This is a genomic window from Kitasatospora sp. NPDC059646 (assembly GCF_042734615.1).
Lineage (GTDB): Bacteria > Actinomycetota > Actinomycetes > Streptomycetales > Streptomycetaceae > Kitasatospora.
The window spans coordinates 176,514-194,503 of the sequence record NZ_JBHWDS010000004.1; the positions used below are offsets into that span (position 1 = coordinate 176,514).

General features: G+C 73.3%; 13 protein-coding genes and 1 pseudogene. 13 read left to right on the top strand and 1 reads right to left on the bottom strand.

Annotation, left to right across the window (positions count from 1 at the left end):
• The first annotated feature begins 90 nt into the window (after positions 1-90).
• Genes ACFV1L_RS04350 through ACFV1L_RS04365 form a run of 4 tightly spaced genes read left to right on the top strand, consistent with a single transcriptional unit; the run spans position 91 to position 3,936 of the window.
• Complete coding sequence (locus tag ACFV1L_RS04350) at positions 91-1,482, top strand: MFS transporter (protein WP_380362742.1); 1,392 nt, start codon at positions 91-93, stop codon at positions 1,480-1,482.
• 41 nt (positions 1,483-1,523) lie between these two features.
• Positions 1,524-2,657 (top strand): tRNA 2-thiouridine(34) synthase MnmA, encoded by a 1,134-nt coding sequence (gene mnmA, locus ACFV1L_RS04355; protein WP_380362744.1) that lies wholly within the window; start codon positions 1,524-1,526, stop codon positions 2,655-2,657.
• A gap of 56 nt (positions 2,658-2,713) precedes the next feature.
• A complete protein-coding gene (locus ACFV1L_RS04360; RefSeq protein WP_380362746.1) occupies positions 2,714-3,247 on the top strand; it encodes a TIGR00730 family Rossman fold protein in 534 nt (177 codons plus the stop codon).
• An 8-nt stretch (positions 3,248-3,255) separates the two neighbouring features.
• Complete coding sequence (locus ACFV1L_RS04365; protein WP_380362748.1) at positions 3,256-3,936, top strand: SDR family oxidoreductase; 681 nt, start codon at positions 3,256-3,258, stop codon at positions 3,934-3,936.
• Between the two features lie 12 nt (positions 3,937-3,948).
• Here the strand turns inward: ACFV1L_RS04365 and ACFV1L_RS04370 are convergent, their stop codons facing one another.
• On the bottom strand, positions 3,949-4,587 hold the full coding sequence (locus tag ACFV1L_RS04370; RefSeq protein ID WP_380362749.1) for a gamma carbonic anhydrase family protein: 639 nt from the start codon (positions 4,585-4,587) through the stop codon (positions 3,949-3,951).
• A gap of 164 nt (positions 4,588-4,751) precedes the next feature.
• Here ACFV1L_RS04370 and ACFV1L_RS04375 point away from each other — a divergent pair, with 164 nt between their 5' ends.
• The 9 genes and pseudogenes from ACFV1L_RS04375 to ACFV1L_RS04415 all read left to right on the top strand — a co-directional run bounded on the left by ACFV1L_RS04375 (position 4,752) and on the right by ACFV1L_RS04415 (position 17,904).
• Complete coding sequence (locus tag ACFV1L_RS04375) at positions 4,752-5,705, top strand: methionine synthase (RefSeq protein WP_380362808.1); 954 nt, start codon at positions 4,752-4,754, stop codon at positions 5,703-5,705.
• 17 nt (positions 5,706-5,722) lie between these two features.
• On the top strand, positions 5,723-8,023 hold the full coding sequence (ligA, locus tag ACFV1L_RS04380; protein WP_380362750.1) for an NAD-dependent DNA ligase LigA: 2,301 nt from the start codon (positions 5,723-5,725) through the stop codon (positions 8,021-8,023).
• A gap of 359 nt (positions 8,024-8,382) precedes the next feature.
• A pseudogene (locus tag ACFV1L_RS04385) lies at positions 8,383-10,093 on the top strand (putative bifunctional diguanylate cyclase/phosphodiesterase); the annotation flags it as partial.
• 10 nt (positions 10,094-10,103) lie between these two features.
• Positions 10,104-10,400 carry an Asp-tRNA(Asn)/Glu-tRNA(Gln) amidotransferase subunit GatC gene (gene gatC / locus ACFV1L_RS04390; protein ID WP_035866399.1) on the top strand — a complete coding sequence of 99 codons (297 nt, stop codon included), beginning with the start codon at positions 10,104-10,106 and terminating at the stop codon, positions 10,398-10,400.
• Between the two features lie 5 nt (positions 10,401-10,405).
• Positions 10,406-11,899 carry an Asp-tRNA(Asn)/Glu-tRNA(Gln) amidotransferase subunit GatA gene (gatA, locus tag ACFV1L_RS04395; RefSeq protein ID WP_380362752.1) on the top strand — a complete coding sequence of 498 codons (1,494 nt, stop codon included), beginning with the start codon at positions 10,406-10,408 and terminating at the stop codon, positions 11,897-11,899.
• Positions 11,896-12,135, top strand: coding sequence for a hypothetical protein (locus ACFV1L_RS04400; protein WP_380362753.1), 240 nt, complete (start codon positions 11,896-11,898; stop codon positions 12,133-12,135). Before gatA ends, ACFV1L_RS04400 begins: the two co-directional genes overlap by 4 nt.
• Positions 12,136-12,161: 26 nt before the next feature.
• Complete coding sequence (gene gatB / locus ACFV1L_RS04405) at positions 12,162-13,664, top strand: Asp-tRNA(Asn)/Glu-tRNA(Gln) amidotransferase subunit GatB (protein ID WP_380362755.1); 1,503 nt, start codon at positions 12,162-12,164, stop codon at positions 13,662-13,664.
• Between the two features lie 111 nt (positions 13,665-13,775).
• Positions 13,776-14,759, top strand: coding sequence for a dTDP-glucose 4,6-dehydratase (gene rfbB / locus ACFV1L_RS04410; RefSeq protein ID WP_380362757.1), 984 nt, complete (start codon positions 13,776-13,778; stop codon positions 14,757-14,759).
• Positions 14,760-14,970: 211 nt separating this feature from the next.
• On the top strand, positions 14,971-17,904 hold the full coding sequence (locus tag ACFV1L_RS04415) for a putative bifunctional diguanylate cyclase/phosphodiesterase (RefSeq protein ID WP_380362810.1): 2,934 nt from the start codon (positions 14,971-14,973) through the stop codon (positions 17,902-17,904).
• Positions 17,905-17,990: the final 86 nt, after the last annotated feature.

Consider the following 17,990-nt stretch of genomic DNA (forward strand, 5'->3'; position numbering starts at 1 on the left):
GTTTTAGATCGTCTATTACAAAACCATCTGCTACGGTCTCTCTTATCGGAGGGAGCGCACGCCCGCGCGCCCCGGGGGAGGGAGACACCCATGTCCGAACACCCGTCACGCGGCCGCTGGCCGGCCCTCGCGGTGGTCTGCGCCGGCATGCTGATGGTGATCCTGGACGGCTCGATCACCACCGTCGCGCTGCCCGCCATCCAGAACGACCTGCACATCGGCCGGGCCGGACTGGCCTGGGTGGTGGACGCCTACGTGATCGCCTTCGGCGGCCTGCTGCTGCTCGCCGGACGCCTCGGCGACCTGCTCGGCCGCCGCCGCGTCTACCTCGCCGGCATCGCCGCCTTCACCGCCGCGTCCGTGCTGTGCGGCCTCGCCGCCGGCCCCGCGACGCTGATCGCCGCCCGCTTCCTGCAGGGCGTCGGCGGGGCGATGGCCTCCGCCGTCGGCCTCGGCATGGTGGTCGGGCTGTTCCCCGAACCCGCCGACCGGGCCAAGGCGTTCGGTGCCGTCGGCTTCACCGGCGCGGCCGGCGCCTCGCTCGGCCAGGTGCTCGGCGGGGTGCTCACCCAGGGCCTCGGCTGGCACTGGATCTTCTTCATCAACCTGCCGATCGGCGCCGCAGCCCTGGCCGCCGGGCTGCGCCTGCTGCCCCGCGACCGGGCCGCCGGCGCCGCGGGCGGCGTGGACCTCCCCGGCGCGGTGCTGGTCACCGGCGGCCTGATGCTCGGCGTGTACACCATCGTCGAGGGCGGCCCGCACGGCTGGGCCCCGGCCGCCGCCGCGCTCGCCCTGCTCGCCGGGTTCGTCCTCCGGCAGACCAGCGCCGCCGCCCCGCTGCTGCCGCTGCGGATCCTCGCCCGGCGCACCACCGCGCTCGCCAACCTGGTGCAGGTCCTGCTGCTGGCCGCGATGTTCGGCTTCCAGGTGCTGGTGGCGCTCTACCTGCAGAACGTCCAGCACTACGGACCGCTCGCCACCGGACTGGCCATGCTGCCCGCCGCGCTCACCATCGGCGCCGTCTCGCTGCTGGTCGCCGCCCGCGCCATCGGCCGGCTCGGCGAACGCCGCACCCTGCTGCTCGGCCTCGCCCTGCTCACCGCCGGCCTGGCGCTGCTGCTGCGGCTGCCCGCCGGGCGCTTCCACTACGCCGCCGACCTGCTGCCCACCATGCTGCTCGGGGCCGGCTTCGGGCTCGCCGCCACCGCGCTCACCGCGCTCGGCATGGCCGACGCCCGGCCCGAGGACGCCGGCCTGCTCTCCGGTGTGCTCAACACCACCCAGCAGGTCGGCGCGGCGCTCGGCGTCGCCGTCCTCACCGCCCTGGCCGGGGACGCCGGGGACGCCGTCGGAGGCTTCCACCTGGCCTTCGGGGTGGGCGCGGCGCTGCTGCTCGCCGCGTTCCTGCTGGCCACCGCGCTGCCCGCGCGCACCACCCCCGTGCCGGAGGCGGCCGAGCCGCCCGTCCCGGTGGCGAACTGACCGTCCGACGAGCGCCCGGCCCCCGTTACGCTGGACTCCTTATGACTGACTTCCCCGGCGCCCCGACCACCCCGTCCACCGGCCGTCTGCGCGTGCTCGCCGCGATGTCCGGCGGCGTCGACTCCGCCGTCGCCGCCGCCCGGGCCGTCGAAGCGGGCCACGAGGTGACCGGCGTCCACCTGGCGCTCGCCAGCAACCCGCAGTCCTTCCGCACCGGCGCGCGCGGCTGCTGCACCCTGGAGGACTCCAGGGACGCCCGCCGGGCCGCCGACGTGATCGGGATCCCGTTCTACGTCTGGGACTTGGCGGAGCGCTTCCGCGAGGACGTGATCGAGGACTTCGTCGCCGAGTACGCCGCCGGGCGCACCCCCAACCCGTGCCTGCGATGCAACGAGAAGATCAAGTTCGCCGCCCTGCTCGACAAGGCGATCGCGCTCGGCTTCGACGCCGTCTGCACCGGCCACTACGCCCGGATCGTCGACCTGCCCGACGGCACCCGCGAACTGCACCGGGCGGTCGACGCCGCGAAGGACCAGTCGTACGTGCTCGGCGTGCTCGACGCCGAGCAGCTCGCCCACTCGCTGTTCCCGCTGGGCGACACCACCAAGGACGTCATCCGCGAGGAGGCCGACCGGCGCGGCCTCGCCGTCGCCAAGAAGCCCGACAGCCACGACATCTGCTTCATCGCCGACGGCGACACCCAGGGCTTCCTCGCCGCCCGGCTCGGCACGGCCACCGGCGACATCCTCGACACCGACGGCACCAAGCTCGGCGAGCACGACGGCGCGTACGGCTTCACCATCGGCCAGCGCAAGGGCCTGCGGCTCGGCCGCCCCGCCGCGGACGGCAAGCCGCGCTACGTGCTCGACATCTCGCCGGTGAACAACACCGTCACCGTCGGCCCCGCGAGCGGACTCGACGTGCACGCCCTGACCGCCATCCGCCCCCGCTGGTGCGGCACCCCGGCGGCCGGCGAGGGCCGCTACACCGCGCAGCTCCGGGCCCACGGCGAAGAGGTGCCGGTCACCGCCGTCCTGACGGACGATCAGCTCCACGTCCGCCTCGACACCCCCGCCCGCGGCATCGCCCCCGGCCAGGCCGTGGTGCTGTACGACGGCACCCGGGTGGTCGGCTCGGCGACCATCGCCACCACCGAGCGGGCCGTCGAGGTCTAGGCCGGCAATACCGGGTTGACCCGGCCGTGGCGGGCGGTGATAGGACTGGTCGCACTATGAACATCACGGTCTTCTGTTCGGCGAACCTGCTCGACGCCAAGTACACCGCCCCGGCGGCGGAGTTCGCCCGACTGCTCGGGGCCGGCGGGCACACGCTGGTGTGGGGCGGGTCGCACACCGGGCTGATGGGCCTGCTGGCCGACGAGGTGAAGGAGGCCGGCGGGCGGCTGGTCGGCGTCTCCGTGGAGTTCCTGCGGCACAAGGCGTACGAGGGCGCCGACGAGCTGGTGGTGACGCCCGACCTGGCGACCCGGAAGGCGGAGCTGCTGGCACGCGGCGACGCGCTGGTGGTGCTGGTCGGCGGCCTGGGCACGCTCGACGAGGTCACCGAGGTGCTGGAGCTGAAGAAGCACGGCCACCACGACAAGCCGGTGGTGCTGCTCGACACCGAGGGCTTCTACACCGGCCTGCGGACGCAGCTCGAACGGATGGACAGCGACGGGTTCCTGCCGCGTCCGCTCGCCGAGCTGGTGGCTTTCGCGCAGACTCCCGCCGAGGCCCTCGCCCGGCTGACCGTCCAGCAGAACTGAGGAATCCCATGGGTGTCCACCTGATCACCGGTGCCGGCTCCGGCATCGGCGCCGCCGTCGCCGACAAGCTCGCCGCCCGCGGCGAGGAGCTCTGGCTGCTCGCCCGGGACGCCCGCCGCGCCGCCCAGCTGCGCGAGCGCCACCCCGAGGCGCGGACCCTGGTCGGCGACCTCGACGACCCCGCCAAGCTGTCCTGGGCGTTCGGCCACCAGGCGCTGCCCGTCGAACTCGACTCGCTGCTGCACATCGCCGGCGTGGTCGAGCTCGGCACCGTCGGCGAGACCCCGGTCAAGGCGTGGCAGCAGCAGCTGAACGTCAACACCGTCGCGCCCGCCGAGATCACCCGCCTGCTGCTGCCCTCGCTCCGGCTGGCCCGCGGCCACGTGGTGTTCGTCAACTCCGGCGCCGGCCTGCGCGCGGACCCCACCTGGGGCTCGTACGCGGCGAGCAAGTTCGCCGTCCGGGCGCTGGCCGACGCGCTGCGGCAGGAGGAGCACGCCAACGGGGTGCGCGTCACCACGGTCTACCCGGGGCGGACGGCCACCGCGATGCAGGTGAAGGTGCACCAGCAGGAGGGCAAGGAGTACGACCCGGCGAAGTGGATCGCCCCCGAGTCCGTCGCCACCGCGATCCTCACCGCGCTCGACCTGCCCCGGGACGCCGAGATCACCGTCCGCCCCGGCCAGTAGCACCGGGCCCGGTCAGCCGGCGGCGGGCCGGTCGTCCCGGTGGGCGGCGAACTCCCGCCCGCGGACCTCGGCGATGCGCTCGTGCCGGGCGAGCCGGTCGGTCCACGAGGCGTCGACGCCGAACGCGGTGCCGGCGAAGCCGAGGCGGCCGAGGGCCTCCGGGACGTCCGGGTCCCCGGGGGCCAGCAGCCGGACCGGGTCGCCGACGGCGAGGGTGTGCGGCGGGACGAAGAACTCGTCCGGGAGCACCGTGCGGGCGTGGACCAGCGCGGCCACGGCCACCACCGCGCCCGCGCCGACCCGCGCCTCCTGCAGCACGCTCGCCGAGCCCGCCAGGTAGCAGCAGCGCTGCACGGTACAGCCGAGCAGCGTGGCGTGCGGGCCGACGAACACGTGGTCGCCGAGGACGACGGGCTGGTCGGCGGCGACGGCGGAGGCCCGCAGGACGGCGTTCTCGCACACCACCGTCGACTCGCCGACCTCGACGTGCGAGCCCTCCGCGTCGAGCACGGCGCCGTACATCACCCGGGCGTGCGGCCCGATCCGGACGTCGCCGACCAGGGTGGCGGTCGGCGCGATCCAGGCGGTGGGGTGCACCTGCGGGGCGGCGCCGCGGTGCATGATCCGGATTCCCGGCGGAAGAGTGGTCACAGCCCGGATTCTCGGGGCAGCGCCGGGCGGCCCGCCAGCGGAATTCGGACACCGCACTCCGGCGGGCGGATCCACGGCGGCCCGGTCCGCTGCGTAGGCTCTGTCCCGTGACTGACGTGGACGTTTTCGGGAAGCTCGTCGGGGCCGCGACCGGCGTGGGATCGATGCCCGGCGGGGACGTGCGGGACATGGTCCGGGGGGTGACCGCGGAACTGGAGCAGCTGCCGCACCTGCCGGAACTGCCCGGGCGCGGGCCCGGCGCCGACATGATCGGGCGCGGCGCCGGCCTGCTGGCCGAGCTGTTCGTGCAGACCGAGCCCAGCGGCTGGCGGTTCACCGACCACCCCGGGCGGGACACCAAGCGGGCCCGCTCCTGGCTGGGCGAGGACCTGGACGCGCTGGAGGAGTACACCCAGGGCTATGACGGCCTGCTCAAGGTCCAGGCGGTCGGGCCGTGGACGCTCGCCGGGTCGATCGAGCTCCGGCACGGCGAGAAGGCGCTCAGCGACCCGGGCGCCTGCCGGGACATCGCCGAGTCGCTGACCGAGGGCCTGCGCCGGCACCTGGACGACGTCCGCCGCCGGGTGCCGGGAGCGACCCCGGTGCTGCAACTGGACGAGCCGCTGCTGCCCGCCGTGCTGGCCGGCTCGGTGCGGACCGCCAGCGGCTTCCAGCGGCTGCGCGCGATCGACCGCCAACTCGCCGAGCAGACGCTGCGCGAGGTGATCCGGGGGGTGGACGCCCCGGTGCTGGTGCACAGTTGCGCGCCCGAGGTGCCGATCCCGCTGCTGCGCCGGGCCGGGGTGGCCGGGATCAGCCTGGACTTCGGGCTGCTGACGGAGCGTCACGACGACGACCTGGGCGAGGCGATCGAGGGCGGGACGCTGATTCTCGCCGGTGTGGTGCCGTCCACCGACGTCGAATCGTCGGACCCGGCCGGTAGTGTCCAGGGTGTCAGGACGTTGTGGCGCAGGCTGGGGCTGGCCCCGGAGCTCCTGGGCCGCCGGGTCGTGGTGACGCCGACGTGCGGGCTGGCGGGGGCCTCCCCGGCGTACGCCCGGCGGGCGCTGGCACAGACCGTGAAGGCGGCGCGGAGCCTGGTGGACAACCCGGAGTGACGAGCGAGGAGGGCCCGGTGGCGGCTGCTGTGGAGGGCTGGGAGGACGTCCCGGCGGAGGTGCGGACCCGGCACGCCGAACTGGCGACCGAGATCGAGGAGCACCGCTCCCGGTACTACGAGCTGGACGCGCCGACCGTCAGCGACGCCGAATTCGACGCCCTGATGCGCGAGTTGGAGGCACTGGAGGCCGAGCACCCGGCGCTGGTGACGCCCGACTCGCCGACCCAGAAGGTCGGCGGCGCGCCGACCGTGCTGTTCGCCCCGGTCGAGCACCGGGAGCGGCTGCTCAGCCTGGACAACGCGATGGACGCGGACGAACTCGCCGCCTGGGCCGAGCGGGTCGCCACCGAACTGTCCGGCATCGACTACCACTACCTGTGCGAACTCAAGGTCGACGGCCTCGCCGTCAACCTGACGTACGAGAACGGGGTGCTGGTGCAGGCCGCCACCCGCGGCGACGGCCGGGTCGGCGAGGACATCACCGCCAACGTCCGCACCATCAAGGAGATCCCGCACCGGCTCAAGGGCGAGAACGTGCCCGCCCTGGTGGAGATCCGCGGCGAGGTGTACTTCCCCACCGAGGAGTTCGACGCGCTGAACGCCTCGTTCGCGGCGGAGAACGAGCGCCGCCGGCAGGAGAACGAGGAGCGCGCCAAGGAGGGCAAGCGGCCCCGGGCGATGATCCGGCTGTTCATGAACCCGCGGAACGCCGCCGCAGGATCGTTGCGCCAGAAGGACCCGCTGATCACCGCCGCCCGCCCGCTGCGGATGGTGGTGCACGGCATCGGCGCCCGGGTCGGCTTCGACATCGACTGCCAGTCGCACGCCTACCGGCTGCTGCACGACTGGGGCCTGCCCACCGCCCGGCACAACAAGGTGGTCGGCACGATGGACGAGGTCCGGGCGTTCATCCAGCACTTCGGCGAGCAGCGGCACTCCGTCGAGCACGAGATCGACGGCGTCGTGGTCAAGGTCGACGAGATCGCCCTGCAGGGCCGGCTCGGCTCCACCTCCAAGTCGCCGCGCTGGGCGATCGCCTGGAAGTACCCGCCGGAGGAGGTCACCGGCCGGCTCGCCGAGATCAAGATCGGCATCGGCCGCACCGGCCGCGCCACCCCGTACGCGGTGCTGGCCGAGCCGGTCAAGGTGGCCGGCTCGATGGTGCAGTACGCGACGCTGCACAACCAGCAGATCGTCAAGGCCAAGGACGTGCTGCTCGGCGACACCGTCGTGCTGCGCAAGGCCGGCGACGTGATCCCGGAGATCCTCGGCCCGGTCTACGACCTGCGCGACGGCACCGAGCGGGCGTTCGAGATGCCCACCCACTGCCCGGAGTGCGGCACCGAGCTGCGCCCGATGGCCGAGGGCGACATCGACCTGCGCTGCCCGAACGCCCAGCACTGCCCGGCGCAGGTCCGCGAGCGGATCGCCTTCCTCGGCGGCCGGCAGTGCCTGGACGTCGAGGGACTCGGCTACGTCGCGGCGACCGCCCTCACCCAGCCGCTGGAGCCCGCCGACCCGCCGGTCGGGGACGAGGGCGACATCTTCGGCCTGACCGAGGAACAGCTGCTGCCGATCAAGGTGCTGGTGCGCGACCCGAAGACCGGCATGCCCAAGCTGGACGACAGGACCGGCAAGGAGAAGAAGGTCTCCTTCTTCGCCACCACGGCCGGCGCGCCCAAGAAGAACACCGGCGTGCTGCTGGACAACCTGGCCAAGGCCAAGGACCGCCCGCTGTGGCGGTTCCTGAACGGCCTGTCGATCCGTCACGTCGGCCCGGTCGCCGCCCAGGAGCTGGCCCGCGAGTTCCGCGACCTGGACCGCGTCTTCGCCGCCGACGAGACCGAACTCGCCGCCGTCGAGGGCGTCGGGCCGACCATCGCCCGCTCCATCAAGGAGTGGTACGCCGAGGAGTGGCACCGGGAGATCCTCCGCAAGTGGCGCGACGCGGGCGTCCGGTTCACCGAGGAGGCCGGCGAGGACGAGGGCGAACGCCCGCTGGAGGGCCTGACCGTGGTGGTCACCGGCACGCTCGCCGGGCACACCCGGGACGGCGCGAAGGAGGCGCTGACCTCGCGCGGGGCGAAGGTGACCGGCTCGGTGTCGAAGAAGACGCACTTCGTGGTGGTCGGCGACAACCCCGGCTCGAAGTACGACAAGGCGGTGCAGTTGGGCGTCCCGGTGCTGGACGACGCCGGCTTCGAGGTGCTGCTGGAGCAGGGCGCCGACGCGGCCCGCCGGCACCTCGGGCTGCCCGTCGAGGACGCGAACGGCGGGGAAAATGCCGGAGAAGTGCCGGAGGAGGAGGTTTCCTGACGGGTCGTTACCGTCCTGATGCCGGGTCAGTCGGGTGTTCGAGAGTGAAATCGGGCATTGTGTCACTGAGCAGCGCGCGGATATGACGTTGCGCTCGGAGGTGACCGGAAAGTGCGCCCCGACGGCGGGCCCCGGCTTACCCTGGGCGCTACGAACTGTCAGCAGGAGTGTGTGGCACCGGTTCTGCCGGTGCCCCCGGGGACACGCCCTCGTCTGACGTCCACCGGCATCCCGAGGAGGGGGTGCCTCACCGTGAGGCGGCCCAGCGGGGGCGGGCCCGACGGAGGACTGGGCTTATGGATCGTACGACCGGCGGCGCGCCCACACGCCCGCCGCAGGGGATGGCGGGGGCGGTGCTGCTGCTCGGCGTCCTGCTGGCCGGGGCCGCGCCGCTGATCCCGCTGGCCGTCCTGGTGTACCGCTACGAACCCGAACTGCTGCCGCTGTTCGCGGTTCCGCTGGCCGTCCTGGTCGCCGCCTGGCGGATCGCCCGGGACCGGGCGAGAGACCAGCTCACCGACCCGCTCACCGACCTGCCCAACCGGCAGGCGCTGCTGCTCGCCACGCAGGAGGCGCTGGCCGCGCACGAGAACGACCCCGAGTACTGCGTCGGTCTGATCCTGCTGGACCTGGACCGCTTCCGGTCGCTGAACGACGCGCTCGGGCACACCGCCGGCGACCGGCTGCTGGTGCACATCGCCCGGCGGCTGCACCGCGCCCTGCGCAGCGGACCGAGCTTCACCCAGTGCCCGGACACCGCCGTGCTGACCCCGCAGGTACGGCGCGGGGGCCGCCCGGTGGTGGCCAGGATGGGCGGCGACGAGTTCGCGGTGCTGCTCCCCGGGGTCGGCAACCCCGACCTGCTGGAGAAGATCGCCAAGGGGCTGATCGCCGAACTCGCCGCGCCGATCCGGCTGGACGGCCTGCTGCTGGTGCTGGAGGCGAGTGCCGGGGTCTGCATCCACCCGACGCACGCCCAGGACGCAGAATCGCTTCTGCGGCGGGCCGACGTGGCGATGGGCCACGCCCAGCACAGCCGCAGCGGCGTCGAACTGTACGACGAGGCCCGGGACCTGGACACCCCGTACCGGATCGGCCTGCTCGGCGACCTGCGGCGCGCGCTGGAGATGAACGAGGTCGCGCTGCACTACCAGCCGAAGGTCGCCTTCGACGGCCGGGTGGTCGGCCTGGAGGCGCTGGTGCGCTGGGAGCGGCCCGGACAGGGGCGGGTGCCCCCCGACGAGTTCATCAGCCTCGCCGAGTCGTCCGGGCTGATGCCCCGGCTCACCGACTACGTGCTGGAGAGCGCCGTCGGGCAGATCGCCCGCTGGCGCCACCAGGGCCTGATGGTGCCGGTCGCCGTCAACGTGTCGCCGCGCGACGTGCTCAATCCGGGTTTCGCCGCCCGGGTCGCCGGCCACCTCACCCGGCACCAGGTGCCCGCCGAGGCGCTCCAACTGGAGATCACCGAACGGCTGCTGCTGGACGACAGCCGGCGCGCCGCCGACACCCTCGCCGAACTGCGCCGCTACGGCGTGCGGATGTCGCTGGACGACTTCGGCACCGGGCACTCCTCGCTGGTGCGGCTGCGCAGCCTCCCGGTCGGCGAGCTGAAGATCGACCGCTCGTTCGTCTCCCGGATGGTCGCCGACGACCACGACGCGGCCGTGGTCCGCTGCTCCGTCGAACTCGCCCACTCGCTGGGCCTGACCGTGGTCGCCGAGGGCGTCGAGGACGACGAGACCTGGGAGCGCCTGCACGACCTGGGCGTGGACGCCGTCCAGGGCTGGCTGGTGTCCGCCGCGCTGCCCGCCGACCAGGCCACCGCGTGGCTGCAGGTGCGGCGCGCGGAGGTGGCGCCGGTGGAGTCGCTGCCGCGGTAGCCGACCGCCCGCGAGGGTCCGTCCGGGGAGGCCGGTTCCGTCCCCGGACGGACCCTTCCGCGCGTGCCCGGCGGTCCGCGCGGTTCCCCGCGCCCCTGAAGGTGCCCCCGCTGGCCATAGGATGGGTCACTGGACCGAAAGGACGGGTGTGCCCAGGGCCGCCCGGTCTACCAGAACTCACCCTTGAGGATCGCTGCATGCCTGGCATCACGCGCGAGGAGGTCGCCCACCTCGCCCGGCTGTCGCGTCTTGAGTTGCAGGCGGAGGAGTTGGACCACTTCGCCGAGCAGCTCGACGTGATCATCGGCGCGGTCGCCCGCGTTTCCGAGGTCGCGGGGCAGGACGTCCCGCCGACCTCCCACCCGCTCCCGCTGAGCAACGTCATGCGGGCGGACGAGGTGCGACAGTCGCTGACCCCGGAGCAGGCGCTGTCCGGCGCCCCGGCCAGTGAGGACCAGCGTTTCCGCGTGCCGCAGATCCTCGGGGAGGACTGACCGAGATGACCGAGCTGATCAAGTACACGGCGGCCGAGACGGCCACCGCGATCGCCACCGGCGAGGTCTCGGCGGTCGAGGTCGCCCAGGCCCACCTGGACCGGATCGACGCCGTCGACAAGAAGGTCAACGCCTTCCTGCACGTCGACGGCGAGGGCGCGCTGGCCGCCGCCCGCAAGGTCGACGACAAGCGCGCCAAGGGCGAGCCGCTGAGCCCGCTGGCCGGCGTGCCGCTCGCGCTGAAGGACGTCTTCACCACCAAGGGCATCCCGACCACCTGCGGGTCGAAGATGCTCGAGGGCTGGATCCCGCCCTACGACGCCACCCTGACGCGCCGTCTGAAGGACGCGGACGTCGTCATCCTCGGCAAGACCAACATGGACGAGTTCGCGATGGGCTCCTCCACCGAGAACTCGGCGTACGGCCCGACCGGCAACCCCTGGGACCTGACCCGGATCCCCGGCGGCTCCGGCGGCGGCTCCGCGGCCGCGCTCGCCGCGTTCGAGGCCCCGCTCGCGATCGGCACCGACACCGGCGGCTCGATCCGCCAGCCCGGCGCCGTCACCGGCACCGTCGGCGTCAAGCCGACCTACGGCGCGGTGTCCCGCTACGGCCTGGTCGCGTTCTCGTCCTCGCTCGACCAGGGCGGCCCGTGCGCCCGCACCGTGCTCGACGCGGCGCTGCTGCACGAGGCGATCGCCGGCCACGACCCGCTGGACTCCACCTCGATCGACGCGCCGGTGCCGGCCGTGGTCGAGGCCGCGAAGATGCGCGACATCCGCGGCATGCGGATCGGCGTCGTCAAGGAGTTCGCCGGCGAGGGCTACCAGGCCGGCGTCATGCAGCGCTTCAACGAGACGGTGGAGCTGCTGCGCGAGCTGGGCGCCGAGGTCGTCGAGGTGTCCTGCCCGTCGTTCACGCTGGCGCTGCCCGCGTACTACCTGATCGCCCCGTCCGAGTGCTCCTCGAACCTCGCCCGGTTCGACGCGATGCGCTACGGCCTGCGGGTCGGCGACGACGGAACCCGGTCCGCCGAGCAGGTCACCGCGCTGACCCGCGAGGCCGGCTTCGGCGACGAGGTCAAGCGCCGCATCATCCTCGGCACCTACGCGCTGTCCTCCGGCTACTACGACGCCTACTACGGCTCGGCGCAGAAGGTCCGCACCCTGATCTCCCGCGACTTCGACGCCGCGTTCGCCGGCGTGGACGTGCTGATCTCGCCGACCACGCCGACCACCGCGTTCCCGATCGGCGAGCGGGCGGACGACCCGATGGCGATGTACCTCGCCGACCTGTGCACCATTCCCTCGAACCTGGCGGGCAATGCGGCCATGTCGCTGCCCTGCGGGCTCGCCCCGGAGGACAATCTCCCGGTCGGCCTGCAGATCATCGCCCCCGCGATGGCGGACGACCGCCTCTACCGCGTGGGCGGAACCGTCGAGGCCGCGCTCAACGACAAGTGGGGTCACACCCTGCTGGAGGAGGCACCGGCACTATGAGCAAGATCGAGAAGGCCAAGGGCTGGAAGCACTCGAAGCCCGGCCTGTGGCTGTCCATCGGCACCAGCGCGTTCGGGGCGATCTCCATCGCCAAGGACGTCCGCCACGCCCGTGAGGACCACGACACCCTCAAGCTGATCAACGCCCTGGTCGGCGCCGCCGCCCTGGTCACCGGCACCGCGCTCCTCGTCCGCGAGCTCAGGCGGCTCGGCGACGACGACGTCCTGCTCGGCTGAACCTCCATGACTGAAGAAGGGACGCTGTGAGCGTCATGAGCCTGGTCTCCTACGAGGAGGCACTCGCCTCGTACGACCCGGTGATGGGCCTTGAGGTCCACGTCGAGCTGGGTACCAAGACCAAGATGTTCTGCGGCTGCTCCACCGAGCTGGGCGCCGAGCCGAACTCGCAGACCTGCCCGACCTGCCTCGGCCTGCCCGGCTCGCTGCCGGTGGTCAACGCGGTCGGCGTCGAGTCGGCGATCCGGATCGGCCTCGCGCTGAACTGCGAGATCGCCGAGTGGTGCCGCTTCGCCCGGAAGAACTACTTCTATCCGGACATGCCGAAGAACTTCCAGACCAGCCAGTACGACGAGCCGATCGCCTTCAACGGCTACCTCGACGTGCAGCTGGAGGACGGCGAGATCTTCCGCGTGGAGATCGAGCGCGCCCACATGGAGGAGGACACCGGCAAGTCCACCCACGTCGGCGGCGCGACCGGCCGCATCCACGGCGCCGAGTACTCGCTGCTCGACTACAACCGGGCCGGCATCCCGCTGATCGAGATCGTCACCAAGCCGATCGTCGGCGCGGGCCACCGCGCCCCGGAGGTCGCCAAGGCGTACGTCTCCGAACTGCGCGAGCTGATCAAGGCACTGGGCGTCTCCGAGGCCCGGATGGACAAGGGCCAGATGCGCTGCGACGTCAACCTGTCGCTGCGCCCCAACGGCACCTCGACGTTCGGCACCCGCAGCGAGACCAAGAACGTCAACTCGCTGCGCAGCGTCGAGCGGGCCGCCCGGTTCGAGATCATGCGGCACGCCACCGTGCTCACCGACGGCGGCACGATCGTCCAGGAGACCCGGCACTTCCACGAGGAGGACGGCTCCACCACCTCCGGCCGGATCAAGGACAACGCCGAGGACTACCGGTACTTCCCGGAGCCCGACCTGGTCCCCGTCGCCCCGGCCCGCGAGTGGGTCGAGGAACTGCGGGCCGGCCTGCCGGAGATGCCGCGGGTCCGCCGGGCCCGACTGCAGGCCGAGTGGGGCCTGACCGACAAGGACATGCAGTCGGTGCTCAACGCCGGTGCGGTGGAGCCGATTTCGGACACCATCGCGGCCGGCGCCCCGGCCGACCAGGCCCGCAAGTGGTGGATGGGCGAGCTGGCGCGACGCGCCAACGAGACCGGCACCGAGCTGTCCGAGCAGCCGATCACCCCGGCCCAGGTGGCCCGGGTCTGCGCGCTGGTCGCCGAGGGCAAGCTGAACGACAAGCTGGCCCGCCAGGTCATCGAGGGCGTCCTCGCGGGCGAGGGCGAGCCGGACCAGGTCGTCGAGAAGCGCGGCCTCGCCGTGGTCTCCGACGACTCGGCGCTCGGCGCGGCCGTCGACCAGGCGATCGCCGACAACCCGGACGTCGCCGCGAAGATCCGCGACGGCAAGGTGCAGGCGGTCGGCGCGCTGGTCGGCGCGGTCATGAAGGCCACCCGCGGCCAGGCCGACGCGGCGAAGGTCAAGGACCTGATCCTGGAGCGGCTCGCCGCGTAAGGACCGTCAGGTACAGCCTGGAGAAGCCGGCCCGGGGCCTGCGCTGCTCCGCACGGTGCCCGTTCCCGCAGTGGGGGCGGGCACCGTCGTCGTTCGCACGGAGAGAACCACATGAGGATCCTGGTCACCGGCGGCGCCGGCTTCATCGGCTCGCACTACGTCCGCACGCTGCTGGCGGACGGCTACCCCGGCCTGCGCGGCGCCCGGGTCACCGTCGTCGACCGGCTCACCTACGCCGGCAACCGCGACAACCTGCCGGCCGCCGACCCCCGGCTGGACTTCGTCCACGGCGACATCTGCGACCCCGACCTGCTGCTCGGACTGACGCCCGGCCACGACGCGGTGGTGCACTTCGCCGCCGAGTCGCACGTCGACCGCTCCGTGGAGTCGGCCGCCGAGTTCGTCCGCACCAACGTCGGCGGCACCCAGAGCGTCATGGAGGCCGCACTGCGCTCCGGCGTGCGGCGGGTGGTCCACGTCTCCACCGACGAGGTGTACGGGTCGGTGGAGCAGGGCTGCTGGACCGAGGAGAGCCCGCTGCTCCCCAATTCGCCGTACGCCGCCTCCAAGGCCGGCTCCGACCTGATCGCCCGGGCCTACTGGCGCACCCACGGGCTGGACGTCTCGATCACCCGCTGCTCCAACAACTACGGCCCCTACCAGCACCCCGAGAAGCTCATCCCGCTGTTCACCACCAACCTGCTGGAGGGCCGGCCCGTCCCGCTGTACGGCGACGGCGCCAACGTCCGCGAGTGGCTGCACGTCGACGACCACTGCCGGGCCGTCCAGCTGGTCCTCGAAGGCGGCCGGGCCGGCGAGGTCTACAACGTCGGCGGCGGCGACGGGCGGACCAACCGGCAGATCACCGAACTCCTGCTGGCCCGCCTCGGCGCCGACTGGAGCGCCGTGCGCCACGTCGCCGACCGGAAGGGCCACGACCTGCGCTACGCGCTGGACGACAGCAAGATCCGCGAGGAGCTCGGCTACCGGCCGCGGATCCCGTTCGCCCGCGGTCTGGCCGAGACCGTCGACTGGTACCGCGACCACCCGGCCTGGTGGAAGGCCGCCAAGCACCGCGGGCAGCAGTCGGCCTGACGGCGGCTCAGGTCCGTTCTGGGCCGAACGGGCGACACCTCCCCGAGCGGCCCCCTCCCCACCTGGCAACCATTACGCTGAGTTGAGTATGCGTGCCGGTGCGTGACCGGATTGGTGTAGGGTCCGGAGCGGGAACACCGGTACGGCCGCGGGCCGGAGGGGGAGATGTCGATTGAACTCCACCGAATCGGTGCTGCCTGCCTGCTCGCCCATGCGCCGGCTCACGGCCGCGCTGCTCGCCGTGCTCTGCGCCGGCTACGCGGTGGGCGCCGGGTTCGGCTGGGGGTCGTGCGAACTCTCCATGGTGATGGGCGACTTCGGCCTCGCCGCAGCGGCCCTCGCGGCCGCCCTGTCCTGTCTGGCGCACGGCATCGCGGTGGGCGGCCACACCCGCCCCGCCTGGCTGCTGTTCGGCCTCTCCTCCGCCATGGTGGCGTGCGGCAACGCCGCCTGGGGCTGGTACGAGGTGGTGCTCCGCCGCCCGCTGCCGCAGGACTCCTACGCCGACTTCGCCTTCCTGCTGTTCGCCCCGCTGGCCATCACCGGCCTGCTGGTGCTCGCCCAGCGCCCGCGCAACCCGGCCGGCTGGCTCTGCCTGGTGCTGGACGCCTGGCTGGTGGCCGGCTCGCTGTTCACCCTCAGCTGGAGCCTGGCCCTCGGGCGGGTCGCCGCCGGCGACGGCGACGACCCGCTGAAGCTCGCCCTCGGCCTCGGCTACCCCGTGCTGGACATCCTGCTGGTCAGCCTGGTGGTCGGCCTGAACGTCCGCGGCCGGGACCGCAACCGGGCCGCCGTGCACACCGCGATGATCGGCCTGGCCGTCACCGTGGTGTGCGACGCCCTGTTCACCACCCCGCAGTTCCACAGCGACTACCACTCCGGCGAACTGCTGGACGCCGGCTGGTTCGCCGGCTCCCTGCTGCTCGCCTGGGCCCCCTGGTCGCACACCCGCCGCCCCAGCCGCGAACACCCCTCCACCCAGGGCGTCCCGCGCCGCCGGGTCGCCTCCACGTTCAGCGCCCTCACCCCGTACGCCGCCGCCGCGGTGTGCACCGCCGGGATCCTCTACAACGCCCTCGGCGGCCGCCCGCTGGACCGGGTGATGCTGGCCGCCGCCAGCACCGTCGGCCTCGCACTGATCGTCCGCCAGGGCGTCATGCTGCTCGACAACCTGTCCCTCGCCCAGGAACTCGCCACCAAGGAGGCCCACTTCCGCTCCCTGGTGCAGGGCTCCAGCGACGTCATCATGATCGCCGGACCGTCCGGCGCGCTGTCCTACGTCAGCCCCGCCGCCCTGCGGGTCTACAACCGCGACCCCGAGGACCTGGTCGGCGGCAACCTGCTCAACCTGGTGCACCCCGAGGACGTCGACCGGGTGCTCGCCGAGGTGCGCCGCATCCTGGCCCGCACCAAGGGGGCCCGGTTCAGCAACGGCGAACCCTCCGCCCGGGTCGAATGCCGGATCCGCTCCGGCGAGGGGGAGTGGCTGCACGTCGAATCCACCGTCAACCCGTACCGCGACGGGCTGATCCTCAACAGCCGCGACATCACCGAACGCGTCCGCCTGCAGGCCCAGTTGCAGCACAACGCGTTCCACGACCCGCTCACCGACCTGCCCAACCGCGCGCTGTTCGCGCACCGCGTCCGGGCCGCGCTGTCCGCCCAGGGGCCGGCCGGCACCGCCGTCGCCGTGCTCTTCCTCGACCTGGACGGCTTCAAGGCCGTCAACGACACCGCCGGCCACCAGGTCGGCGACGAACTGCTGGTGCAGGCCGCCCGCCGGTTGCAGGCCGCCGTCCGCAGCGAGGACACCGTGGCCCGGTTCGGCGGCGACGAGTTCGCGGTCCTGGTCCGCGGCCGGCTCGGCCACCCGCAGGTCCGCGAACTCGCCGAACGGATCCGCGCCGCGCTCTCCGAGCCGTACTGGATCGGCGGCGCCGAACTCGGCGTCGCCGCCTCGATCGGCATCGCCTTCGGCCCCGACACCCCGCTGCCCGTCCCCGAGCCCGCCCCCGGCGAGGACGACCCCGCCCGCGCCCGCACCGCCGACACGCCGGCCACCGGCGCCGCCGACGAACTGCTGCGCAACGCCGACCTGGCGATGTACCAGGCCAAGTCCCGCGGCAAGGGCCGGGTCATGCTCTACACCCCGGCCATGCGCGCCGAACTCGACCGGCGCGGCGAACTCGAGGAACGGCTGCGCGCCGCCGTCCGGGAAGGCTCCTTCGCGCTGCTCCACCAGCCCGTCGTCGACCTGGCCGGCGGCCGGCTCACCGGCGTCGAGGCACAGGCCCGCTGGCGCTCCGCCGAAGGCATGCTGCTCACCCCCGCCGAGTTCCTGCGCACCGCGGACACCGGCGACGCCGCCACCCGGTTCGCCCGCTGGCTGCTCACCGAGGCGGTCGCCGCCGCCGCCCGCCGCCGCGCCGACGGCCCCGCCGCCCCGCCCGTCCCGGTGACCGTCCGGCTCGCCGCCGACCGGCTCTGCGCCCCCGGCATGTACGAGACCCTGGCCGGCGTCCTCCGGGACACCCAGCTGCCGCCCGACCTGCTGGTCCTGGAGGTCGCCCGGACCGGCCCCGACGCGCTCGCCGACGAACTCGGCCGCCGGCTGGCCGCGTTCCGCCGCCTCGGGGTGTCCACCGCGCTCGCCGGGTTCGGCGCCGGCAGCGGCTCGCTCGGCGCGCTCGCCCGGATGCCGTTCGACGCGCTCAAACTGGACCGCAGCCTGGTCCAGGACATCGCCGACTCCACCCTCACCCGGGCGCTGGCCGGCCACGCGCTCCGCCTCGGCCGCGACCTCGGCCTGGTCACCGGCGCCGACGGCGTCGACCACCCCCGGCAGGTCGCCGTCCTCCAGGAGCTCGGCTGCCGGCGCGGCCAGGGCCTGGCCTTCGACCGGCCGCTCGACGAACTCCGGCTGCGCCGCGCCCTGCTGCGCCGCGGCTACCCCGTGCCGCGCCCCGGCCAGGGCCGCCCCGCCCGCCGCCCGCCGCTCGCCCCGGACCCTCGCCCGGGAGGACTCGCGGAGGCTTCGGCGGCCCGTCCGGGACACCACCACACCGGCCTTGAGCTGCCGCAACGGCACACCGTGGGGGGTCCGGCCGGCGGCTCGCATGGTGAGACGGCGGTCCCACCAGCTTGACACCCACCACTGCGTGGGAGGAAGGTCGGTGCCATGACCACCCGAATTCTCGTACTTGGCGGGCGCGTCGGCTGAACCGCAGCCCG